Here is a 16,838-nt window from a genome sequence, read left to right on the forward strand (position 1 = left end):
CCAGCCCGGGCCCCGGAGAGCAGCAGGCGCAGCCCGTGTTGGCCGAGACGCGCAGCACGTTGACCCCGGAGCTCAAGGTCGAGGTCGTCGGCCTGAACCGAGTGAAGAGCAAGCACCTGGTCATCCAGGTCAGGCTCAGCAACACCGGCGCCGAGGAGCGACTGTCGTGGACCGGCCAGATGGGCGACAACACCCGTCCGCTGGGGCGGATCCGGTGGGCGTCCGGCATCGGCGTACTCGACACCGAGGCCCACGCCTTGATCCTGCCGTACAAGCCGGCCGACTTCCCGTGTCTGTGCACCGACCAGGACCGCGACGGCCTCGGCTACTTCATCGACCCAGGCGAGTCGATCTCCCTGTACGCGGTCACGCCCGCACCGTCGGGCAACCCCGCGAGCACCACGGTGGTCACCCCCGTCGGCCCGCCCATGCCGAACGTCCCGATCAGCGACGAGCCGCCCGCCGTCCCGCCCGGCATGCTCATCCCCGACCCCGACGCCGAGCCCGTCACCACCGTCATCCGCTCCCTGGTGACCCCGTCCGAATCCCTGGACCAGTACGAGGAGACCGCCGACGACGGGAAGAACCTCCAGGTGAGCCTCTCCTCCGACGTGTTGTTCGCGGTGAACAAGGCCACGCTCACCCCCAAGGCCAACGCCATCCTGACGAACACCGCCGAGCTCATCGACTCCTCGACCGGAGCCACGGTGAAAGTCGAGGGACACGCCGACTCCTCCGGCACCGACGCCATCAACGACCCGCTGTCGGAGCGCCGGGCCCAGGCCGTCCAGCGGGCGCTGTCCGAACTGGTCAACCGGCAGGACGTGGATTTCCAGGCCAAGGGGTACGGCTCGCGCCGCCCGCTCTACGGCAACGACACCGATGAGGGCAAGCGCCGCAACCGCCGCGTCACGGTGTCGTTCGCCAGGCCGCAGCCGGCCGCGACCGACCAGGCGGCCACCCCCTCCCCCTCCCCCACTCCGGGCGCGGAAGAGCTCACGGGCACCGGGAAGGCCGACGGCCAGCCGATCTCCATGGAGGTGACCGGCCTACGCCGGCTCCCCGGCGGCCTCGGCCTGCTGACCTACCGAATCACCAACGACGGTGACCGCGAGGCCTGGTTCAACGAGCTGCACGGCGCCCGGGACTGGATGTCGTTCAAGTACCGCGCGGCCTTCAACGTCACGCTGACCGACGTGGAAGCCGGACGCCAGTACCTGCCTGGCCGCCTCCAGGTGCCGACCGGCGACGACATCGACTCCTACTGCGCCTGCACCGACCTGTCCGGAGTACGCCTGAGCAGTCCCAAGTTCGGGCCGGGCGAGGCGAAGGAGTTCTGGGACCTGTTCGCGCTGCCGGCAGGCGCCACCGCACTGAACGTCAAGATCGCCAGCTTCCGGGAGCTGACGGTGCCCGTTCAGTAGCTCGTACGGAGTACGCGCCCGCGGCGGTCATGAAGTTCCCTCCGCGGGCCGCCAGCGGCGAGACGGCCCGGCAGAGCCCACCTCCACGTGGTGTCCCGCTTCGAGCATCCGGTCCCGTCGGCTCAGCGCCCGGGACCGCAGCCCTCCGCGACGACCCTGGAGTGGTCCCCGCCGCCAGGCCGCCGACAGCACCGTCATCTTCGATCGGCGAGCCATCTCGAGCCGATCTTCGTGCCCGCCCCCAGACCGGCCACGGCACGGACGGCCACAATACGGGAAAGATCTTCTGATCACCGAGGCTTCGGGCTGATCTGCCCGGGGCCTCGCTTCGGAACGGTGGTCAGGCGGCTTCCACCGAGGTCTCCAGCCCCTCCGGGCCGAAGTAGGGGCCGATGTGTGCACTCACCGTCAACAAAGCGGTGAACTGAGAGCCAAACGCTACTGGTGGTCCAGGAAGGTGAGCACGGCCAGCACTCTGCGGTGGCCTCCGTCGGAGGGCGGCAGGCCGAGTTTGGCGAAGATGTTCCCGATGTGCTTGTGCACGGCGTTGTCCGTGATCGACAATTCCCGTTCGAGCTCGGCGTTGCTGAGCCCGCGGGCCATCAGGGACAGTACCTCTCGTTCCCGCCTGGTGAGGGAGTCGAGCCCGCCGCCCGCCATGAGCTGGGCGATGACCTCGGGGTCCATCACGGTGCCGCCGGCCGCGACCCTGCGCAGGTCGTCGACGAACTGCCCGACTCGGCTGACTCGGTCCTTGAGCAGGTAGCCCACTGCGCCGTGGCCGTCGGCGAGCAGCTCGCGGGCGTACACGCGCTCGACGTACTGCGACAGGACCAGGACAGGCAGGCCCGGATGTGCCCGGCGCACGGCCAGGGCCGCCTTGACGCCCTCGTCGCGAAAGGACGGAGGCAGCCGCACATCGGCGATCACGAGGTCGGGCCGGTGCTCCTGGACCGCCGTCACCAGCGCGGGTCCGTCGGTGACGACGGTGGCGACCTCGATGCCCTTGGTGCCCAGTAGCAGTTCGAGCCCGGCGGAGAGCAGAACGTTGTCCTCGGCGATCACGACGCGCACGGCAGCTCCACGGTGATGGTGGTCGGTCCGCCGGCGGGGCTGTGGACCTGCACGCGCCCGTCGAATGCGGCGGCCCGCTTCCGGATGCCCGCGACCCCCGTGCCGCGGCTCTCGTCGATGCCGCCACGCCCGTCGTCGCCGACCTCGATGAGCAGGACGTCGCGCCGCCTGGACAGCCGTACGGTGGCGCGCGTGGCGCCGCTGTGCCTGGTGACGTTGGTGATCGTCTCGGCCACGATGAAGTAGGCGGCGGCCTCGACCGCCGCGGGGACCCGCCCCAGGTCGTCCGTGCTCACCTCGACAGGGACGCCCGCGCCGGCGGCCACCGCCGATACCGCTCCTTTCAGTCCCCTGTCGGCCAGGATGGGGGGATACATGGTGCGGATCACCTGGCGCAACTCGGTCATCGCCTCCTCCGTGCTCTCATGAGCCTCGCTGAGCAGCCGGGCGAGGGGCCCGGCGTCCTCGTTCAGCATCTCCCTGGCCACGCCCAGCCGCATGGCGATGGCCACGAGTTTGGCCTGTGTGCCGTCGTGCAGGTCCCGTTCGATCCTGCGGAGCTCCGCGCCGTGCGCGTCCAGCACACCCGCCCGGCTCTCGGTCAGCTCGCCGACCCGCTGGGCGAGCTGTTCCACCGGGGACGGCTCCAGCGCCGCCAGGCAGCTCCGTGCGTGCAGCCGGGCCAGCCCCGGCAGCACCCACCAGCCCAGCGCCAACGCCGCCGCGAGCTGCGGCACGCCGAGGGCGATCGCCTGCCACCACGTGGTCACGGGGAAGGCCAGGATCGTCAGCGCCTCATCCACCGGGAACGCCCACCAGAACGGCGCCACGATCACGGACGACACCGCCATGCCGACGACCATCAGCGCGACGAGCCCGGCGGGGAAGCCCGTGGCGATGTGCCGGACGATCCAGCGCAGGTCGCGCCGAATCTCGGGGTCGTCCAGGAGTTGCCGCCACTGCGCGCGGATCCCCTGGCGCAGCCGCGCCTGCCGGGCCGAGATCGTGGCGTTCACCAGCGCCGCCGCCCGCCGGCGATGCCATTCGGCCCACAGGCGCAGACCCATCACGATGCGAGGCAGCACCACCACCCCCAGCCCCACCCCGGTGGACAGCAGCCCCAGCGCCAGCAGCGGCACGAAGAGCAGCGTCGCCATGGCCGACGGCAAGCCGACCAGGAGATAGCGGATGGCATGCCATAAAAGTCTCAGCCGCACGGATTACCGGATCCTTCTGGCGGGCAGCTCAACGGCCAGCCACACTACCAATCCCACCACCAGTACGGACCCGGGAACCAACCACAACGGTCCGGCCGGCACCGGGCGCGAGAGGAAGCCGATGCCGAGCATGACCAGCGGCACGGCGGCGAGCACGATGCCCGCCCCCGACGCGCCGGCCGCGATCAGCACCGCCTCCCAGCGGATCATGCGCCGCAGCTGGCGAGGGGTCGCGCCCAGCCGGCGAAGCACGTCCAGTTCGTCGCGCCGCGCCGTGGTCGTGGCCACCAGCCGGTTCGCCACCGCAACCAGCAGGTACGCCAGCAGTACGGCCAGCACCGCCAGGTTCACCAGCGCCTGCCCCGAGGCCACGCCCGCCTGCGGCCCCTGCGTCGCTCCCGTGACCTCGACGGCGGGCCAGCGGGCCAGCAACGGGGCGAGTGCCGCGGGCCTGGCCATGATGGCGCTGTCGAGGCCGGTCGTGGTGTGCGCGGCGGCCAGATCACGGGAGACCACGATCGGCCCGAAGGCGAGCCCGCGCCGGTAGGTGGCCACCACCGTGGCCTCGACCCGGGCGCCGTCGCCCATGATCACGTCCAGGCGCTCGCCGACCCGGCCCACCTGCTCGTCCAGCGCGACCGCCGCGCCCGTGAGCCGGCTCAGAGCGCCGTCCACAAGGTCCAGGTCGACCAGCCCCTCGGCGTCCGGCCCCAGCCCCAGGACGGGCCGCGCCGTCAATCGCGGGTTGTCGGCGAACGCGAGCGGCCCGGTCACCACCGTGGTCGTCACCATCCCGGCTGCCGGAGTGAGCTCACGAACCTCCTCCAGCAGGCCCCGCGGGATGCCGCTCAGGCTCGGCGCGGTGATGGTGACCAGCCCCCGCATGGCCGGCGCGGCCTGCGCCGACCGCGCCTCGGCGAGCGTGGTCTGGGTGAGCGTGACGCTGAGGCCGAGCGTGACGACCATGCCGAGGGCGGCGACCGCGCCCGCCGTCCGCAGCGCGTGACCGTGCGTGTTGTGCACGGCCAGCCAGCAGGGGCCGGACAGGCGGGCCACGAAGCGGGATCGGGCCAACGCGCCCGCCGCCCGCTGCACCAGCCGGGGGCCGGCCAGTGCCAGCCCGATCACCGCGAGCGGAGCGGCTGTGGCCGGGCCGATGGCGGCGGCCTCGGTACGTACGGCGAGTGGCGCGCCCGACAGCACCAGTGAGGCCAGGATGAGGAGCAGGCCCGCGTTCGTCCGGAACGGTGACGGCTCACCGAGGTCGGCGACGCCGGAGACGACCGGCATGCGCGAGACGCGGAGCGAGGCGGCCCACGACGCCACCCTGACGACCCCGAGCAGCAACAGTGCGGCGGCGATCGCCGGCAACGGCCCGTACACCAGCGGCTGGTCGGCCCGCAGCGCCCCGATGCCCACCAGCAGGTCCCCGAGACGGGCGGCCAGGAAATAGCCCAGGGCCGCGCCGGGTGCCAGCGCCGGGGCGGCGGCCGCGAGGCCCTGGACGGCGACCACGCGGCGTACCTGGCGTGGAGTCGCGCCCGCCGCCCGCAGCAGGGCCAGCTCGCGGCGCTGCCGGTTGATCGACAGCGACAGCCCGCCGCCCACGACGAAACCCACGATCATCAGGCTGACGCCGCCGATCGAGCCGGGCAGCACGAGCAGCAGGCCGCGCCCGGCCACCGCGCCCGGCGACTCGGCGTCGGAACGGTAGCGGCCGGTCGCGATCTCGTACCGGTCGCCGAGCCGCTGCCGCAGCGTGCGGGCGAGCTCGTCGGGGCTCACCCCGGCGGCGGCGCGGACGGCCACGAGGTCCACCGTGCCCGCCCGCCCGCCGGACGTCCTGCCCGCCAGCGTCGCGGCGGCGGCGTCGGAGAAGTAGAGGCCGGGCGCGTCCACCAGCGCCGTCACCCGGTACGTCGCCGGACGGCCGCCCGCCACCACCCGGAGCCGCTCACCGAGCCTCCCGTCGCGCAGGGAGATCTCGTCCTGGCCACGTGGCACGCGCCCCGCCGTGAGCCGTCCGCTCAGCGAGAGCGACGACCAGCCGTGACCTGCCGTGGCCGGCCCGCCGGGGACAGGAGGGCTCGTCCCGCTGACGACGGCGGCAGGGAAACTGAGGTCGCCGACGGCGGCCGCCACGCCGGGAACCTCGCGGACGACCCCGACGAGCGAGCCGGGCACAGGCGCCCGTTCCGGCAGCGCGACCGGCAGGTCCTCCTTGACCGGGATCGACTGCCGCGCGGACACCATCACCTCCGCCTGGACCAGTCGTAGCGGGAGCTGCGACCGGAAGCCGGAGTCCACGATCACCCCGGTCGCGGTCAGCAGCGCCATCCCGCCCAGTACGGCCACGAAGACCACGACGAGCCCGCCGATCCTGGCCATGGCCAGTGCGATCCTGATCACCTGACCGGCTCCCCTCCGGCCAGGCGCGTCAGCCGTACGGCCAGCTCCTCCGGCGCCGGGGCGTCGAGCACGTCGATCACCCTGCCGTCGGCCATGACCAGCGTCTCGTGAGCGCGCGTGGCCGCGGCGGGATCGTGAGTGACCATGACGACGGTCTGGCCCAGCTCGTCGACGAGCTCGCGCAGCAGGTCCAGCACCTGGCCGGCGCTGCGCAGGTCGAGCGCGCCCGTGGGTTCGTCGGCGAACACCACGTCGGGACGCGCGGCCAGCGCGCGGACGATCGCCGCCCGCTGCTGCTGCCCGCCCGACAGTGCGGCGGGTTTGTGGTGCAGCCGGTCACGCAGGCCGACCCGGTGCACCAGCTCGTCCAGCCACTCCCGGTCCGGCCGCACGCCGGCCAGCCGCAGCGGCAGCGTGATGTTGTCCTGGACGCTGATGGCAGGCAGCAGGTTGTACGACTGGAACACGAAACCCGCGTGCTTCCTGCGCAGCACCGTACGTTTGGTCTCCGACAGCCTGCCGACGTCCGTGCCGCCCATCTTGACCGTGCCCGACGTCGGCCGGTCGAGCGCGGCCGCGCAGTGCAGCAGCGTGCTCTTGCCCGAGCCCGACGGCCCCATCACCGCCACGAACCTCCCCTGGGGAACGGCCAGCGTGACCTCGTCGAGTGCGACCAGGTCGCCGTAGCGTTTCGTGACCCGGTCCAGCGTGACGACCGGCCTCATGAGCGGCGTCCGTTGACGAAGAGCATGATCAGGCCGATGAGGGCGGCCAGTCCGACCAGCCCGCCCGCCAGCCCCGCCACGGTGACGTCATCGCCCATCGCGAGGCCGGCCACCAGGTTCACCGCCACGCCGACGACGAGCACCACCCACAGCAGCGCTTTCAGCCCGGGCCGGCCGTCCCGGCACCTGGGCGCGGCCGGGCGGTGCTCCGGTTCGATGCGATAGGGATCGTTCATGGCGACAAACCTAGAAACCGCGGCCGACCCGGAAAATCCGGCACACTGCCCAAGAGGCGGTACAGCTTTCTGTAGTGTCGGCTCGCTTCTGGCAATCGTCACCACCGTGTCGGTAAACCAGGCCCCGGCCTGCCCCCTGAGCCAGGCCCAAATCTCGGCAATCAACCTCGGAACGGCGCTTGCGGGCCGACCGGAAGGGTAGTCCGATGGGCCGCTCTCTCGGACGACGAGCCGGGGAAACGGCAAAGGGGCCAGGGCATGGAAATTCAACAGTCCGACACCGCGGTGGTGTTCATCGACCCGCAGAACGACGTGCTGAGCGAGAACGGAACGAGCTGGGCGGCGGTCGGTGCGAGCGTCACCGAAAACGGCACCGTCGAAAATATGGAGCGTATTTTCCGGGCCGCCAAGAAGCGGGGCTATGACGTTTTCATATCGCCTCACTATTTCTATCCCACCGACAGCGACTGGACGTTCAATGGGCCGCTGGAGGCCGAGGAGTTCCGGACCCGTACGTTCGCGCGAAGCGGTCCGCTGGATCTGAGCGGTTTCCGCGGCTCCGGCGCGGACTGGCTGGAACGCTTCAAGCCCTACATCGAAGACGGCAGAACGATCGTCGCCAGTCCCCACAAGGTGTTCGGGCCGCAGACCAACGATCTGGTCCTGCAGTTGCGCAAGCGGGGAATCGCCAGGATCGTTCTCGGCGGCATGCTGGCGAACCTGTGCGTCGAATCCCACCTGCGCGAATTCCTGGAGCAAGGCTTCGAGGTGGCGGTGGTAAGGGACGCGACCGCTGGACCACGGCATCCTGACTGGGGCGATGGCTACAAAGCGGCGATCACCAACTATCGGTTCCTCGCTCATTCGGTGCCCACGACCGAGGAAGTGGTCGATCGCATGCTTCGCTGAGGCGAGGGGGTTGTACGGCAGAGCACAGCGATTGTGCGTCGTTCGACGTGCTGCCCGACGCCGGACTGTCCTTTCATGGTGCCGCAGCCGATGGAGGTCTTCGTCGCGACACGAAGATCCCTCGGAATTCCCACCACTGACGAAAAGGACAGAACCATGCAAGTCTCCCAGTCATTCAACCGGCTGACGCTGCTCGCCGCGGCCACCGCCGTGCTCGCCGGCACCCTGGCGACCCCCGGGCACGCCGCGGCCGTGGCTCCCACGGCTCACGTCACCAGCACCGATGAACTCCACTACGAAGGGAGCGACTTAGCGAACAAGCTGAAGCTGGTCAGCACCGGCGGCGGCAGGATCATCACCCTGGAGGACACCACCGGCACCAGCATCGAGCCCGGCGAGGGCTGCCGCCGGAACGGCGGTGCCAACATGGTCCTCTGTGAGGGCGCACCGATCAGGGCCATCAGGTTGGTGACCCTCGGCGGCCCCGACGAGGTCCGGGCGAACACCCCGCTCATCACCCGCTTCGAGGGCGGGACGGGCAACGACACCTACTTCGGCCCCGCCGACACCACCGGCGGCAACGTCACGTTCATCGGCGGTGCCGACATCGACGCCGCCGACTACGGGGCCAGCCCGTCCGGCGTCCTGGTCGACATGGACGGCCAGGCCGACGACGGCCGCCTCAACGCCGACCACGACAACATCGACACCACCGTCGAGAACCTGCTCGGCAGCGACTTCAACGACTCGCTGCGGGGCAACTCGAACGACAACCGGATCGTGGGCCGTGAGGGCGCCGACGCGCTGCGCGGCGGCAACGGCGACGACGAGGTCGATGCCCTCGAACCCGCGGGCGCCGACGGCTCCAGGGCCGACGTGGCGGACCTGAGCTGCGGTACCGGAATCGACGTCATCCGCGTCGACCTGGCGGACCCGCAGGTGTCGGGCGACTGCGAGACCGTCGACCGCCGCCCGGTGTGACCCGCGTACCGGCGGAACGGCAAGCGCCAAGCGATCAACTCCCCCGGCGGCTGCGTACGGTTCGGCCGTCTCCCACGCCTAGTGCGGGAACGACTTCGGCGGGCGGGGCGTCACCTCGTCGCGAAACGCCTCGACGACGGAGTGGACCTGGCGCATGAGCACGGTGTCCTGGAGGCGGTCCAGGTAGAGCGAGCGCCGGGCCAGCGCGTCGAGGTCCACGGCGAAGTAGATGCCCATCAGCGGGTTGATGAACAGTTCGCTGCCCTTGGTCCTGTCGGTGAAGCGCACGTCCCCGAACTCGCCGCGCACCGCCGCCGCGATCGAGCCGTTCACGATGCTCGGGTACGCCGGCAGTTCGGCCTGGGCGTGGGCGACGGCGTCGAGGTAGAGCGCGCCCGCCTTCGTGGATCTGGAGACGGAGAACGCGCCCAGGTAGGCGCCGTCGCGTTCCAGGGCGGCCAGATTCTCCAGCACCTGTACGTGGTTGACGCCGTGATAGGCGTCCACTCCGAAGCCCAGGCAGGCCACGACCTTCTCGGGGATGTCGAGGGCGTGGGCGGCGGCCAGGCTCGTCATGTCGTCGGCCGGGGTGCCGAGGCCGGCCTCGTCGCCGCGCATGATGATGTCGGTGCCGCCGTCCACCAGGACGACCGCGTCCAGATCGAGGTGTTCGGCGAGCTTGGCGTACGCGTTACGCAGCGGGAGGACGCCCACCTTGCGGAAGGCGTACACGGTCGACGGCTGGCCGTGCCCGGCCAGCCAGCGCGCCAGGCAGCCTTCGGGGAAGTACCAGTCACGGGCCAGGGTGTCGGGGCGTATCTCCGCGACGTCTTCGTACAGCCAGACGTCAAGGTCGAGGGCGTCGAGATGGCTGAACGACAGGTTGGCCAGGTGCACCTCCTTTCCGGCCTCCCGGAGGGACAGGGCGAGGGGTAACCCGGCGTACACATCGGAGCCCCCGCCTGCGCCGGCGACGAGGATACGGCTGCAACGCTCAAGCCGGGCGGACAGGGGCGAGTCGAACATGCATCACATCTTGCCGTCGTTGTGGCCACCGTGCTCACGGGGAGCACGGTGGTGGTGGACGGCGGGATGCGCATCTGGCCGGATCGTCTCACCCGTCATACTCCCGGGTGCGGCGGCCCGCCATGTTCAGGCGAGTGAGATCGTGTCCCCGTCGACCTTGATCTGCACCTGCGGCAGCGGCCTGGTGGCCGGACCGCCCATGACGGTGCCGTCGAGGTTGAACATGCTGCCATGGCACGGGCAATTGATCATGCCGCCTGAGACGTTGTCCACGGTGCACCCCTGGTGGGTACAGGTGGCGCTGAAGGCCCGGAACTCGCCCGCGGTGGGCTGGACGACAACGATTTTCCGGTCCGCGAAGATCTTGCCTCCGCCCTCGGGGATGTCCGCGGTCCTCGCAAGGCCCGCGCCGTCCCCTCCGCCGGCACCGTCTCCGGCGGGTGCGGACGCTACGGACGTGGGAGCCAGCGGCTGATCAAGATACGTAGGGACCGGCCGGCTCTCGTCCGGCCGGTCCCGTTTGTCTGTGCACCGGAATCAAGGGGGCCCGACGGGGTGCATGTTCCCAGCGTGAAGCGCGTTCATCAGCCATTCTTTCTGCCCGGAAACCGCATCGTCATCGGTCTGTCGCAGTTCGGGGTGGCCTCCGAGATAGCCGACGACGAAGACGGCAGCATCGCCAGGATTCTGGCCCTCATGGACGGCACCCGGACCGTCGAGGACATCTGCGCCGACTTCGCGAAGACCCATCCCGACGTGGACGATGACAGCGTACGCGGCGTCATCGACGACCTCGTCGACAGCGGTTTCGTCGAGGACGCCGGGGCGCCCGTACCGGCGAACCTGACCGAACGGGAGATCGCCCGCCACGAATCGGCGCGCCATTTCTTCAGCTGGATCGACACGTCCCCGCGTACGTCACCCCATGAGATCCAGTCAAGGATCAAGGATGCCAGGGTGAGCCTGCTCGGTGTGGGTGGCACCGGATCGGCTGTCGCGGCGGGGCTGGTGTCGAGCGGCCTCGGGGCACTGCGGATCGCGGATTTCGACGACGTCGAAGAGTCGAACCTGACCCGCCAACTCCTGTACACCGAGGGTGATCTGGGCAGGCCCAAGGTCGAGCAGGCGATCAGCCGCTTGCGGGCGATGAACGGCGCGGTCCGGGTGACCGGGAGCGACACCAAGGTCAGCGGTCCGGATGACGTCGCGGAGTTGATGGCCGACTGCGACATGTTCGTCCTGTGCGCGGACGAGCCGCATCCGGAGATCGTCGAGTGGACCAACGAAGCGGCACTGCGTACCGGCACCCCGTGGTTCATGAGCCTGTACACCGGGCCGATGGTCGTGGTGGGCTCGTTCGTTCCGGGTGACACCGGCTGCTGGGCCTGCCTGGACCGGCAGGAAGAGGGGCGCAAGGAGAAGGACCTCGGGCGGCTGCTGACCGAGTCGCGGCCGAACGCGGTGGTCGCGGCCAGCGCCAACATCAGCGGGCATCTGTGCGCGCTGGAGGTGCTGTATCAGCTTGGCGGCCTGCCGGCGCAGACCCGCGGCAGGGTCTTCCACTGGAATCTCGCCGTCTGGGATCACCAGTACTACATCGATGTTCCGCGTGACGACGAGTGCCCGGTCTGCGGGCCGGGCGCTCCGTGAGCGTCCAGGCGGTCGAGGTCGGCGCGGCCAGCATCGTACGGTTTCACGCTCTCGTGGTCCGTCCCGACGACGACGACCCTGATGCGATCATTGTGGGCCGCCCGGATCTCGGCGAGTTCGTCGAACTGCCTTCGGTGTGCGGGGAGGTGATCCGGCTGCTCGGTGAGGGGCGGCGGGTCGAGGACGTGGAAGCCGCCATCGCGGCCGAGCATGATGTCGAGCTGGATGTGGCCGCGTTCGTGGAGGCCCTGTCCGACCTCGCCTTCGTGGCCGAGGTCGACGGGCGCCTCCTGTCCGGCTCGGAGCCCGCGGCCGTCGCCGGCCACTTCGCCCGCGTGACCGAACGCCACGTTCGATGGGTGTTCACCAAGCCGATGAAACTGCTCTGGCTCGCCGTGGTCGCGGCCGCGTCGGTGACCGTCCTCACCCGAGGCGACCTGCTCCCTCGGCACCAGGACTTCTTCTGGAGCGACTACACCGGGCTTTCGGTGCTGGTCAACACGGCCTTCTTCTCCGTCCTCGCCAGCGTCCACGAGATGATGCACCTGATCGCCGCGCGCTCGCTGGGCGCACCGGCCCGCATCGGGCTCAGCACCAGGCTGCACTACCTGGTCGTACAGACCGACGTCACCGCGATCTGGGGCGTGCCGCGGCGGCGCCGGTACCGCGTCTACCTGGCGGGGATGGCCTCCGATGTGTTCCTCATCGCGGTCATGTCGCTGGCCGTCGCGTTCCTCCCGTTGCCCGACCTGGCCGTGGCGTTGTTGCGGGCGTTCACGCTGACCGCGCTGCTGAGCCTGCCCCTCCAGGCTCTGATCTACATGCGTACCGACCTCTACTTCGTCTTACGCGATCTGCTGCGCTGCAAGGACCTCTTCGGCGACGGTCTCGGTTACGTCCGGCATCTGCTGGCCAGGGCGGTTTTCCCGTTCCGCAAGCGGGGCTCGCCGGTGACCGACCCCACCGCCGAGCTGCCCGCGCACGAGCGGCGCGCCGTCAGGATCTATGCGCTGGCCCTCGGAGTGGGCAGTTCCATCACGCTGACGGTTTTCGCGTTCTACGGCGCTCCGATCGTCGTCAGCGCGCTGACTCATGCGCTGGCCGCGATCTGGAACGGGTTCCACGGCGGTCCCCTCCTCACCGCAGTCGACGCCGCGCTGCTCATCCTGGTCGAGGGTGGCCTCCAACTGCTGTTCCTGGTGACGTTCGTCCGAGGGCACCGCCACTGGTTCCACCGGCGAAGGTCATGACGGCGCCCGTTCTGGCACCTGTACGCCCGCTTGCGCCGGCCGCGGACTCCAGAGCGACCTTGATCCCCAGGGAGGCCGGCCCTCACAACAGAACGAGCACGCCTATGCGCGTTCACGCCCTGTAGATCATCGTCCACCTCTCGTTCTGCCGGTCGAGCTGAAACGTTGCCGCAGACGAAAGCAACAGGACAAGTGCAAGGTTGTGCGACTACCTTTAAGCTGAGCTACATGCTTGATGCACAACGCATGCAGGTCCTCCACACAGTCGTCACCAGCGGGTCGGTGAGCGCCGCCGCGGTCGCCCTGGGTTACACCCCGTCGGCGATCAGCCAGCAGGTGAGGGCGCTGGAGAAACAGGCCGGCATCGCCCTGCTGGAACGGATCGGCCGGGGCATCAAGCCCACGATGGCGGGACGGCTGCTCGCCAGGCACGCGGCCGTCATCGAACAGCAGGTGGCCGAGGCCGAAGCGGCACTCGCCGACCTGCGGAACGCCCGCACCGGGCGGTTGTCGATCCGCTACTTCGCCACGGCGGGCGCCACTCTGGTGGCCCCAGCGCTCGCCCGGCTCCGCCAGGACCGTCCGGACGTGCAGATCGACCTGAAGATGACCGACCCCGACGACCCTCTACCCGACGTGATGCAGGGACGGGCCGACCTGGCCATCGTGGTCCGGCCGCACTGTCAGGTCCACGAAGGCATCCGGCTGACCCACCTGCTCGACGACCCCTACCGCGTCGTGTTGCCCTTGGGACACCCGCTCGCCTCACAACCCGTACTGAAGCTGTCCGACCTGGCGGGCGAGCGGTGGATCGGCAGCGAGCGGCCCGGCCTCTGCCTCGACGCGATGCTGGAAGGCTTCTCGGCGGCGGGTTTCCGTCCGGAGTTCGAGGTGGAGACCGAGGACTACACCACGGCCCAGGCGTTCGTCGCGGCCGGTGTCGGCGCGACACTGATCCCGAACATGGGACTGGCCGGTCGCCACCCTGCGGTCGTCGTCCGCGAGCTCAGCGGCCCTGAGCCGGTCAGAGCCATCCACGCGGCGGTACGAGAGACCTCTCTGGGCCAGCCCGCCCTCCGCGAACTCCTCACCACCCTGCGCGAGGTGGCCAAGCCGTAGCAACCCCTTCAACGTGGCCCGCGACGCCACTCAGTCGGACTGGGCAAGCCAGCGGCGGAACCAGGTGACGATGCGGCGAATCGTCTGGTCGTTGAACTGCGGCGACAGGGCATGGCCCACACCCGGGTATTCGACGTATTCCAGGCGTGCGGGATCGGCGACGTAGTGCTGCGCGAGGAGGTGATGAAAGGCCCGGATGCCGGAAGTCGGGACATACTCATCGTTCTCAGCGGCCTGCGAAAGGATAGCGACTGGGAAGAAGCGCTCCGGATGCCGGTGCGGGCTCTCAGGCCACGGCAGCGCCCATTCCGGGCTGCCGACGATCGGTGTGGCTGCCCGGAGCCGGGGGTCGATCAGCACGGCCAGGTAGGAGACCTCGGCCCCGAGTGATCGCCCGGCGATGCCCACCCGGTCCGGATACGCCCAGCCGCGGTCACAAAGCGCGTCGATGATGGCGGGAACCTCGGCGGCCGTATCCTGGACGACCCGTATGAAGTCCGACTCCGTGGCCTCGAAGTCGGTATCCCACCGCTCGTCGGAGAAAACTTCGTCGAAATCAGGTCGGCGGCGCGCGCCGTGCCCCACGGCGTCGAGCCCGATCGCCAGGAATCCGCCTTCGGCGATCCCGGTCAGGTAGGCGGCCGTTTTCTCCTTGTGACCGGAGAAGCCGTGGTAGAAGAGCACCGTTCCGCACTCGGCGGCGCGTTCCGGCGAGCCCTGGAAGCGGGCCAGCGCGGGAACACCGGCGATTTCATCGCTCAACTCGCGGACTTCGCGCCGTTCGGTGACAGCCATTCGGCCAGTTTCGATCGCCACTGCGCCGGCAGTCAAAGGATTATCGTCTTGGAGGCGATGCGCGGCTGGTGGAGTTCACCAACGCCTGCTCCTGGCAGTGGCGACCGGCCAACGCCGAGGAGTTCATCGCCCACCCGTGCTCCGCGAACCGGTCGCGGCCGACCGCGATGTCTGCCGCGATGTCGCCCTCGTCGGTGCCGGAGCCCGCTTCGAACGAGGCGTCCTCGTCGAACGCGAGCCGGCGACCGCAGCCTGACGTGTGGTGCTGAACAGAGACACCGTGAGAGAGGCAGCAATGGACCAAGGCACCCGCGGCGAGCTCATCAGTCGGCTGGTCGAGGCGATCAGGTCCGTCACGACCGCGCACCCACTGCGGGTCGCCATCGACGGGCCGCCCGCCGCCGGCAAGACCACGCTGGCCGACGAGCTCGCCGTCGTCCTGCGCGCGCAGGACCGCGACGTCATCCGCGCGACCATCGACGACTTCCTCTTCCCCCGCGCACAGCGCTACCGACGCGGCCAGTACTCGGCCGAAGGCTGCTACTTCGACGCCCACGACCACGCCGCGCTGTGCCGGGTCCTGCTCGATCCGCTGGGCCCGGGCGGAGACCGAAGGTTCCAACACGCGGTCTACGACAGAGACACCGACACCCCATCGTCCCCGCCGGCCGCGACCGCCCCCGCAGACGCCGTACTGCTCTTCGACGGTGTCTTCCTCCTGCGCCCAGAACTCATCGACCGGTGGGACCTGCGCATCTTCGTGTCCGTCCCCTTCGAGCAGACGGTAGATCGCGCCCGGGACCGAGGCACAGCGCCGGCCGGATCCACCGCCGACACCGCCGAAATCGAACGGTCCTGGCGCAACCGCTATATCCCCGCCCAACAGCTCTACTTCGCCACAGCCCGCCCAACCGACCACGCCGACATCATCGTGTACAACGATCAGCTCCAACGACCGACCTGGGAAGTCCGACCACACTCATCGATACACAGGATTTGACAATCGCGGACCGGTCACCGGCCACGCCCGATGTCCCTCCGCGGCAAGGTCGACGTCTACTCCCGGGCCAGAGCGTGGGGTGGAGTTGGGGGCCAAGGTCGGCCTGGTCCACCAGTTGGGCGTGCAGTGTCGGCCCGCGTCGGCCGATATCCCCAAGCAGAAGGGCTGGCGCATCTAGATTGTCGGGATGGCGGACGACGACATACGCCCTCAGACCGGGTTGGAACTGGTCTATGCTCGCGTTCCCACCACAAAGCAGTCTTTGGGGCGGAAACGCGACGCGCTGACGTCCGCCGGCATCGTGGATCGCCTTCCTGCTGCTGGCGCTGGCCACCAAGACCGGCGTCTCCGAAACCTCATTGCACCGCTACCTCACCGCCGATCAGGCGGCCACGGGAGGGACAACGTGACCGGCCCCGACGACGTCCCCTTCCCCGATTCCGACTGGTGGCTCGAAGATCCTGAGCTCTGGGCGTTACTCGCGTTCGAGGGCGATACCGACGAGCACGGCCGACCCGTCGACGTGACCTGGAGAGATCGGCAGCGGGTCCTCGAAGACCTGATCCGCCGCCCAGGGCCCGTGGACATCGACTTCGCGCGATTCCTGCTCGTACAGGAGACGCACTCACACGGGCACTCATGGGGTTTTCGGCATGGCATCGAGCTCGCCATGATCCTGGTCGCCGAACACCGCCAGGGTCCAGGACGTCTGGCTCCTGTGGCAAGCGGTCTACCGGAGCTTCGACACCTGGGGCATCGTGCCCCACCAGCTCCTGTACAGCGCCGGCGTCGAACGCACGCGCCGACACGCCACCGCCAGCGACCACCCCCACCGAGATCTCCTCCTCGAAGACCTCCGCAAGCTGCCCGACATCACCGACGAGCAAGTCGAGCAGCTCATCGCCGAGCGTCGCCGCTACTACGCTGCCGCACTCGAAGCGCGGGACTCCACAGGTGCCAAGCTCAACCCGGCAGGCGACCACCCCGCACACCGCTACCGGCCAGGAACGTACGAACCGTAGC

The 16,838-nt window shown here is 69.7% G+C and carries 17 protein-coding genes; 8 read left to right on the top strand and 9 right to left on the bottom strand.

The genetic code is table 11. From position 1 onward, the window contains the following. Positions 1-35 precede the first annotated feature (35 nt). On the top strand, positions 36-1,424 hold the full coding sequence (locus BLS95_RS39155; RefSeq protein ID WP_176993616.1) for an OmpA family protein: 1,389 nt from the start codon (positions 36-38) through the stop codon (positions 1,422-1,424). A gap of 438 nt (positions 1,425-1,862) precedes the next feature. Here BLS95_RS39155 and BLS95_RS39160 read toward each other — a convergent pair whose 3' ends face one another. Genes BLS95_RS39160 through BLS95_RS39180 form a run of 5 tightly spaced genes read right to left on the bottom strand, consistent with a single transcriptional unit; the run spans position 1,863 to position 7,085 of the window. Beyond that, entirely contained in the window at positions 1,863-2,498 is a 636-nt protein-coding gene (locus tag BLS95_RS39160) for a response regulator transcription factor (RefSeq protein WP_090943792.1), read from the bottom strand. After that, the gene (locus BLS95_RS39165; protein WP_245765555.1) at positions 2,486-3,715 is read right to left on the bottom strand and encodes a sensor histidine kinase; all 1,230 of its coding nucleotides are present in this window, start codon (positions 3,713-3,715) and stop codon (positions 2,486-2,488) included. The genes BLS95_RS39160 and BLS95_RS39165 overlap by 13 nt, the downstream gene beginning before the upstream one ends. A gap of 3 nt (positions 3,716-3,718) precedes the next feature. After that, positions 3,719-6,124, bottom strand: coding sequence for an FtsX-like permease family protein (locus BLS95_RS59285; RefSeq protein WP_090943795.1), 2,406 nt, complete (start codon positions 6,122-6,124; stop codon positions 3,719-3,721). Continuing rightward, a complete protein-coding gene (locus tag BLS95_RS39175; RefSeq protein ID WP_090943798.1) occupies positions 6,121-6,849 on the bottom strand; it encodes an ABC transporter ATP-binding protein in 729 nt (242 codons plus the stop codon). The genes BLS95_RS59285 and BLS95_RS39175 overlap by 4 nt, the downstream gene beginning before the upstream one ends. Further along, positions 6,846-7,085, bottom strand: coding sequence for a hypothetical protein (locus BLS95_RS39180; protein WP_090943801.1), 240 nt, complete (start codon positions 7,083-7,085; stop codon positions 6,846-6,848). Before BLS95_RS39180 ends, BLS95_RS39175 begins: the two co-directional genes overlap by 4 nt. Positions 7,086-7,343: 258 nt before the next feature. Between BLS95_RS39180 and BLS95_RS39185 the strand changes: the two genes are divergently transcribed. Together BLS95_RS39185 and BLS95_RS39190 are read left to right on the top strand one after the other, a co-directional pair. After that, positions 7,344-7,994: a cysteine hydrolase family protein gene (locus BLS95_RS39185; protein ID WP_090943805.1), complete on the top strand. Its 651-nt coding sequence runs from the start codon at positions 7,344-7,346 to the stop codon at positions 7,992-7,994. A 156-nt stretch (positions 7,995-8,150) separates the two neighbouring features. Next, positions 8,151-8,975, top strand: coding sequence for a hypothetical protein (locus BLS95_RS39190; protein ID WP_090943808.1), 825 nt, complete (start codon positions 8,151-8,153; stop codon positions 8,973-8,975). Between the two features lie 78 nt (positions 8,976-9,053). On the opposite strand, the gene BLS95_RS39195 is transcribed toward BLS95_RS39190, so the two are convergent. Together BLS95_RS39195 and BLS95_RS59290 are read right to left on the bottom strand one after the other, a co-directional pair. Continuing rightward, complete coding sequence (locus tag BLS95_RS39195) at positions 9,054-10,001, bottom strand: DUF1152 domain-containing protein (protein ID WP_090943811.1); 948 nt, start codon at positions 9,999-10,001, stop codon at positions 9,054-9,056. 126 nt (positions 10,002-10,127) lie between these two features. Beyond that, positions 10,128-10,469, bottom strand: a complete 342-nt coding sequence (locus tag BLS95_RS59290; RefSeq protein ID WP_090943814.1) for a QcrA and Rieske domain-containing protein — start codon at positions 10,467-10,469, stop codon at positions 10,128-10,130. Positions 10,470-10,571: 102 nt separating this feature from the next. On the opposite strand from BLS95_RS59290, the gene BLS95_RS39205 reads away from it, so the two are divergent. The 3 genes from BLS95_RS39205 (at position 10,572) to BLS95_RS39215 (ending at position 14,020) form a co-directional block, all read left to right on the top strand. Continuing rightward, on the top strand, positions 10,572-11,651 hold the full coding sequence (locus tag BLS95_RS39205; protein ID WP_090943817.1) for a TOMM precursor leader peptide-binding protein: 1,080 nt from the start codon (positions 10,572-10,574) through the stop codon (positions 11,649-11,651). Continuing rightward, positions 11,648-12,901, top strand: a complete 1,254-nt coding sequence (locus BLS95_RS39210) for a hypothetical protein (RefSeq protein WP_143044046.1) — start codon at positions 11,648-11,650, stop codon at positions 12,899-12,901. The genes BLS95_RS39205 and BLS95_RS39210 overlap by 4 nt, the downstream gene beginning before the upstream one ends. Before the next feature lie 228 nt (positions 12,902-13,129). Next, positions 13,130-14,020, top strand: coding sequence for a LysR family transcriptional regulator (locus BLS95_RS39215; RefSeq protein ID WP_090943823.1), 891 nt, complete (start codon positions 13,130-13,132; stop codon positions 14,018-14,020). A 30-nt stretch (positions 14,021-14,050) separates the two neighbouring features. On the opposite strand, the gene BLS95_RS39220 is transcribed toward BLS95_RS39215, so the two are convergent. After that, complete coding sequence (locus BLS95_RS39220) at positions 14,051-14,815, bottom strand: alpha/beta hydrolase family protein (protein WP_090943826.1); 765 nt, start codon at positions 14,813-14,815, stop codon at positions 14,051-14,053. Between the two features lie 295 nt (positions 14,816-15,110). Here BLS95_RS39220 and BLS95_RS39230 point away from each other — a divergent pair, with 295 nt between their 5' ends. Next, positions 15,111-15,815, top strand: a complete 705-nt coding sequence (locus BLS95_RS39230) for a cytidylate kinase family protein (protein ID WP_090943832.1) — start codon at positions 15,111-15,113, stop codon at positions 15,813-15,815. A gap of 475 nt (positions 15,816-16,290) precedes the next feature. On the opposite strand, the gene BLS95_RS56175 is transcribed toward BLS95_RS39230, so the two are convergent. After that, positions 16,291-16,440: a hypothetical protein gene (locus BLS95_RS56175; RefSeq protein ID WP_176993617.1), complete on the bottom strand. Its 150-nt coding sequence runs from the start codon at positions 16,438-16,440 to the stop codon at positions 16,291-16,293. A 133-nt stretch (positions 16,441-16,573) separates the two neighbouring features. Here BLS95_RS56175 and BLS95_RS39235 point away from each other — a divergent pair, with 133 nt between their 5' ends. Beyond that, the gene (locus BLS95_RS39235; RefSeq protein ID WP_090943835.1) at positions 16,574-16,837 is read left to right on the top strand and encodes a hypothetical protein; all 264 of its coding nucleotides are present in this window, start codon (positions 16,574-16,576) and stop codon (positions 16,835-16,837) included. The last annotated feature ends 1 nt before the right edge of the window (position 16,838 follow it).

Origin of the sequence: Nonomuraea jiangxiensis, assembly GCF_900099965.1 — a bacterium.
GTDB classification, from domain to species: domain Bacteria; phylum Actinomycetota; class Actinomycetes; order Streptosporangiales; family Streptosporangiaceae; genus Nonomuraea; species Nonomuraea jiangxiensis.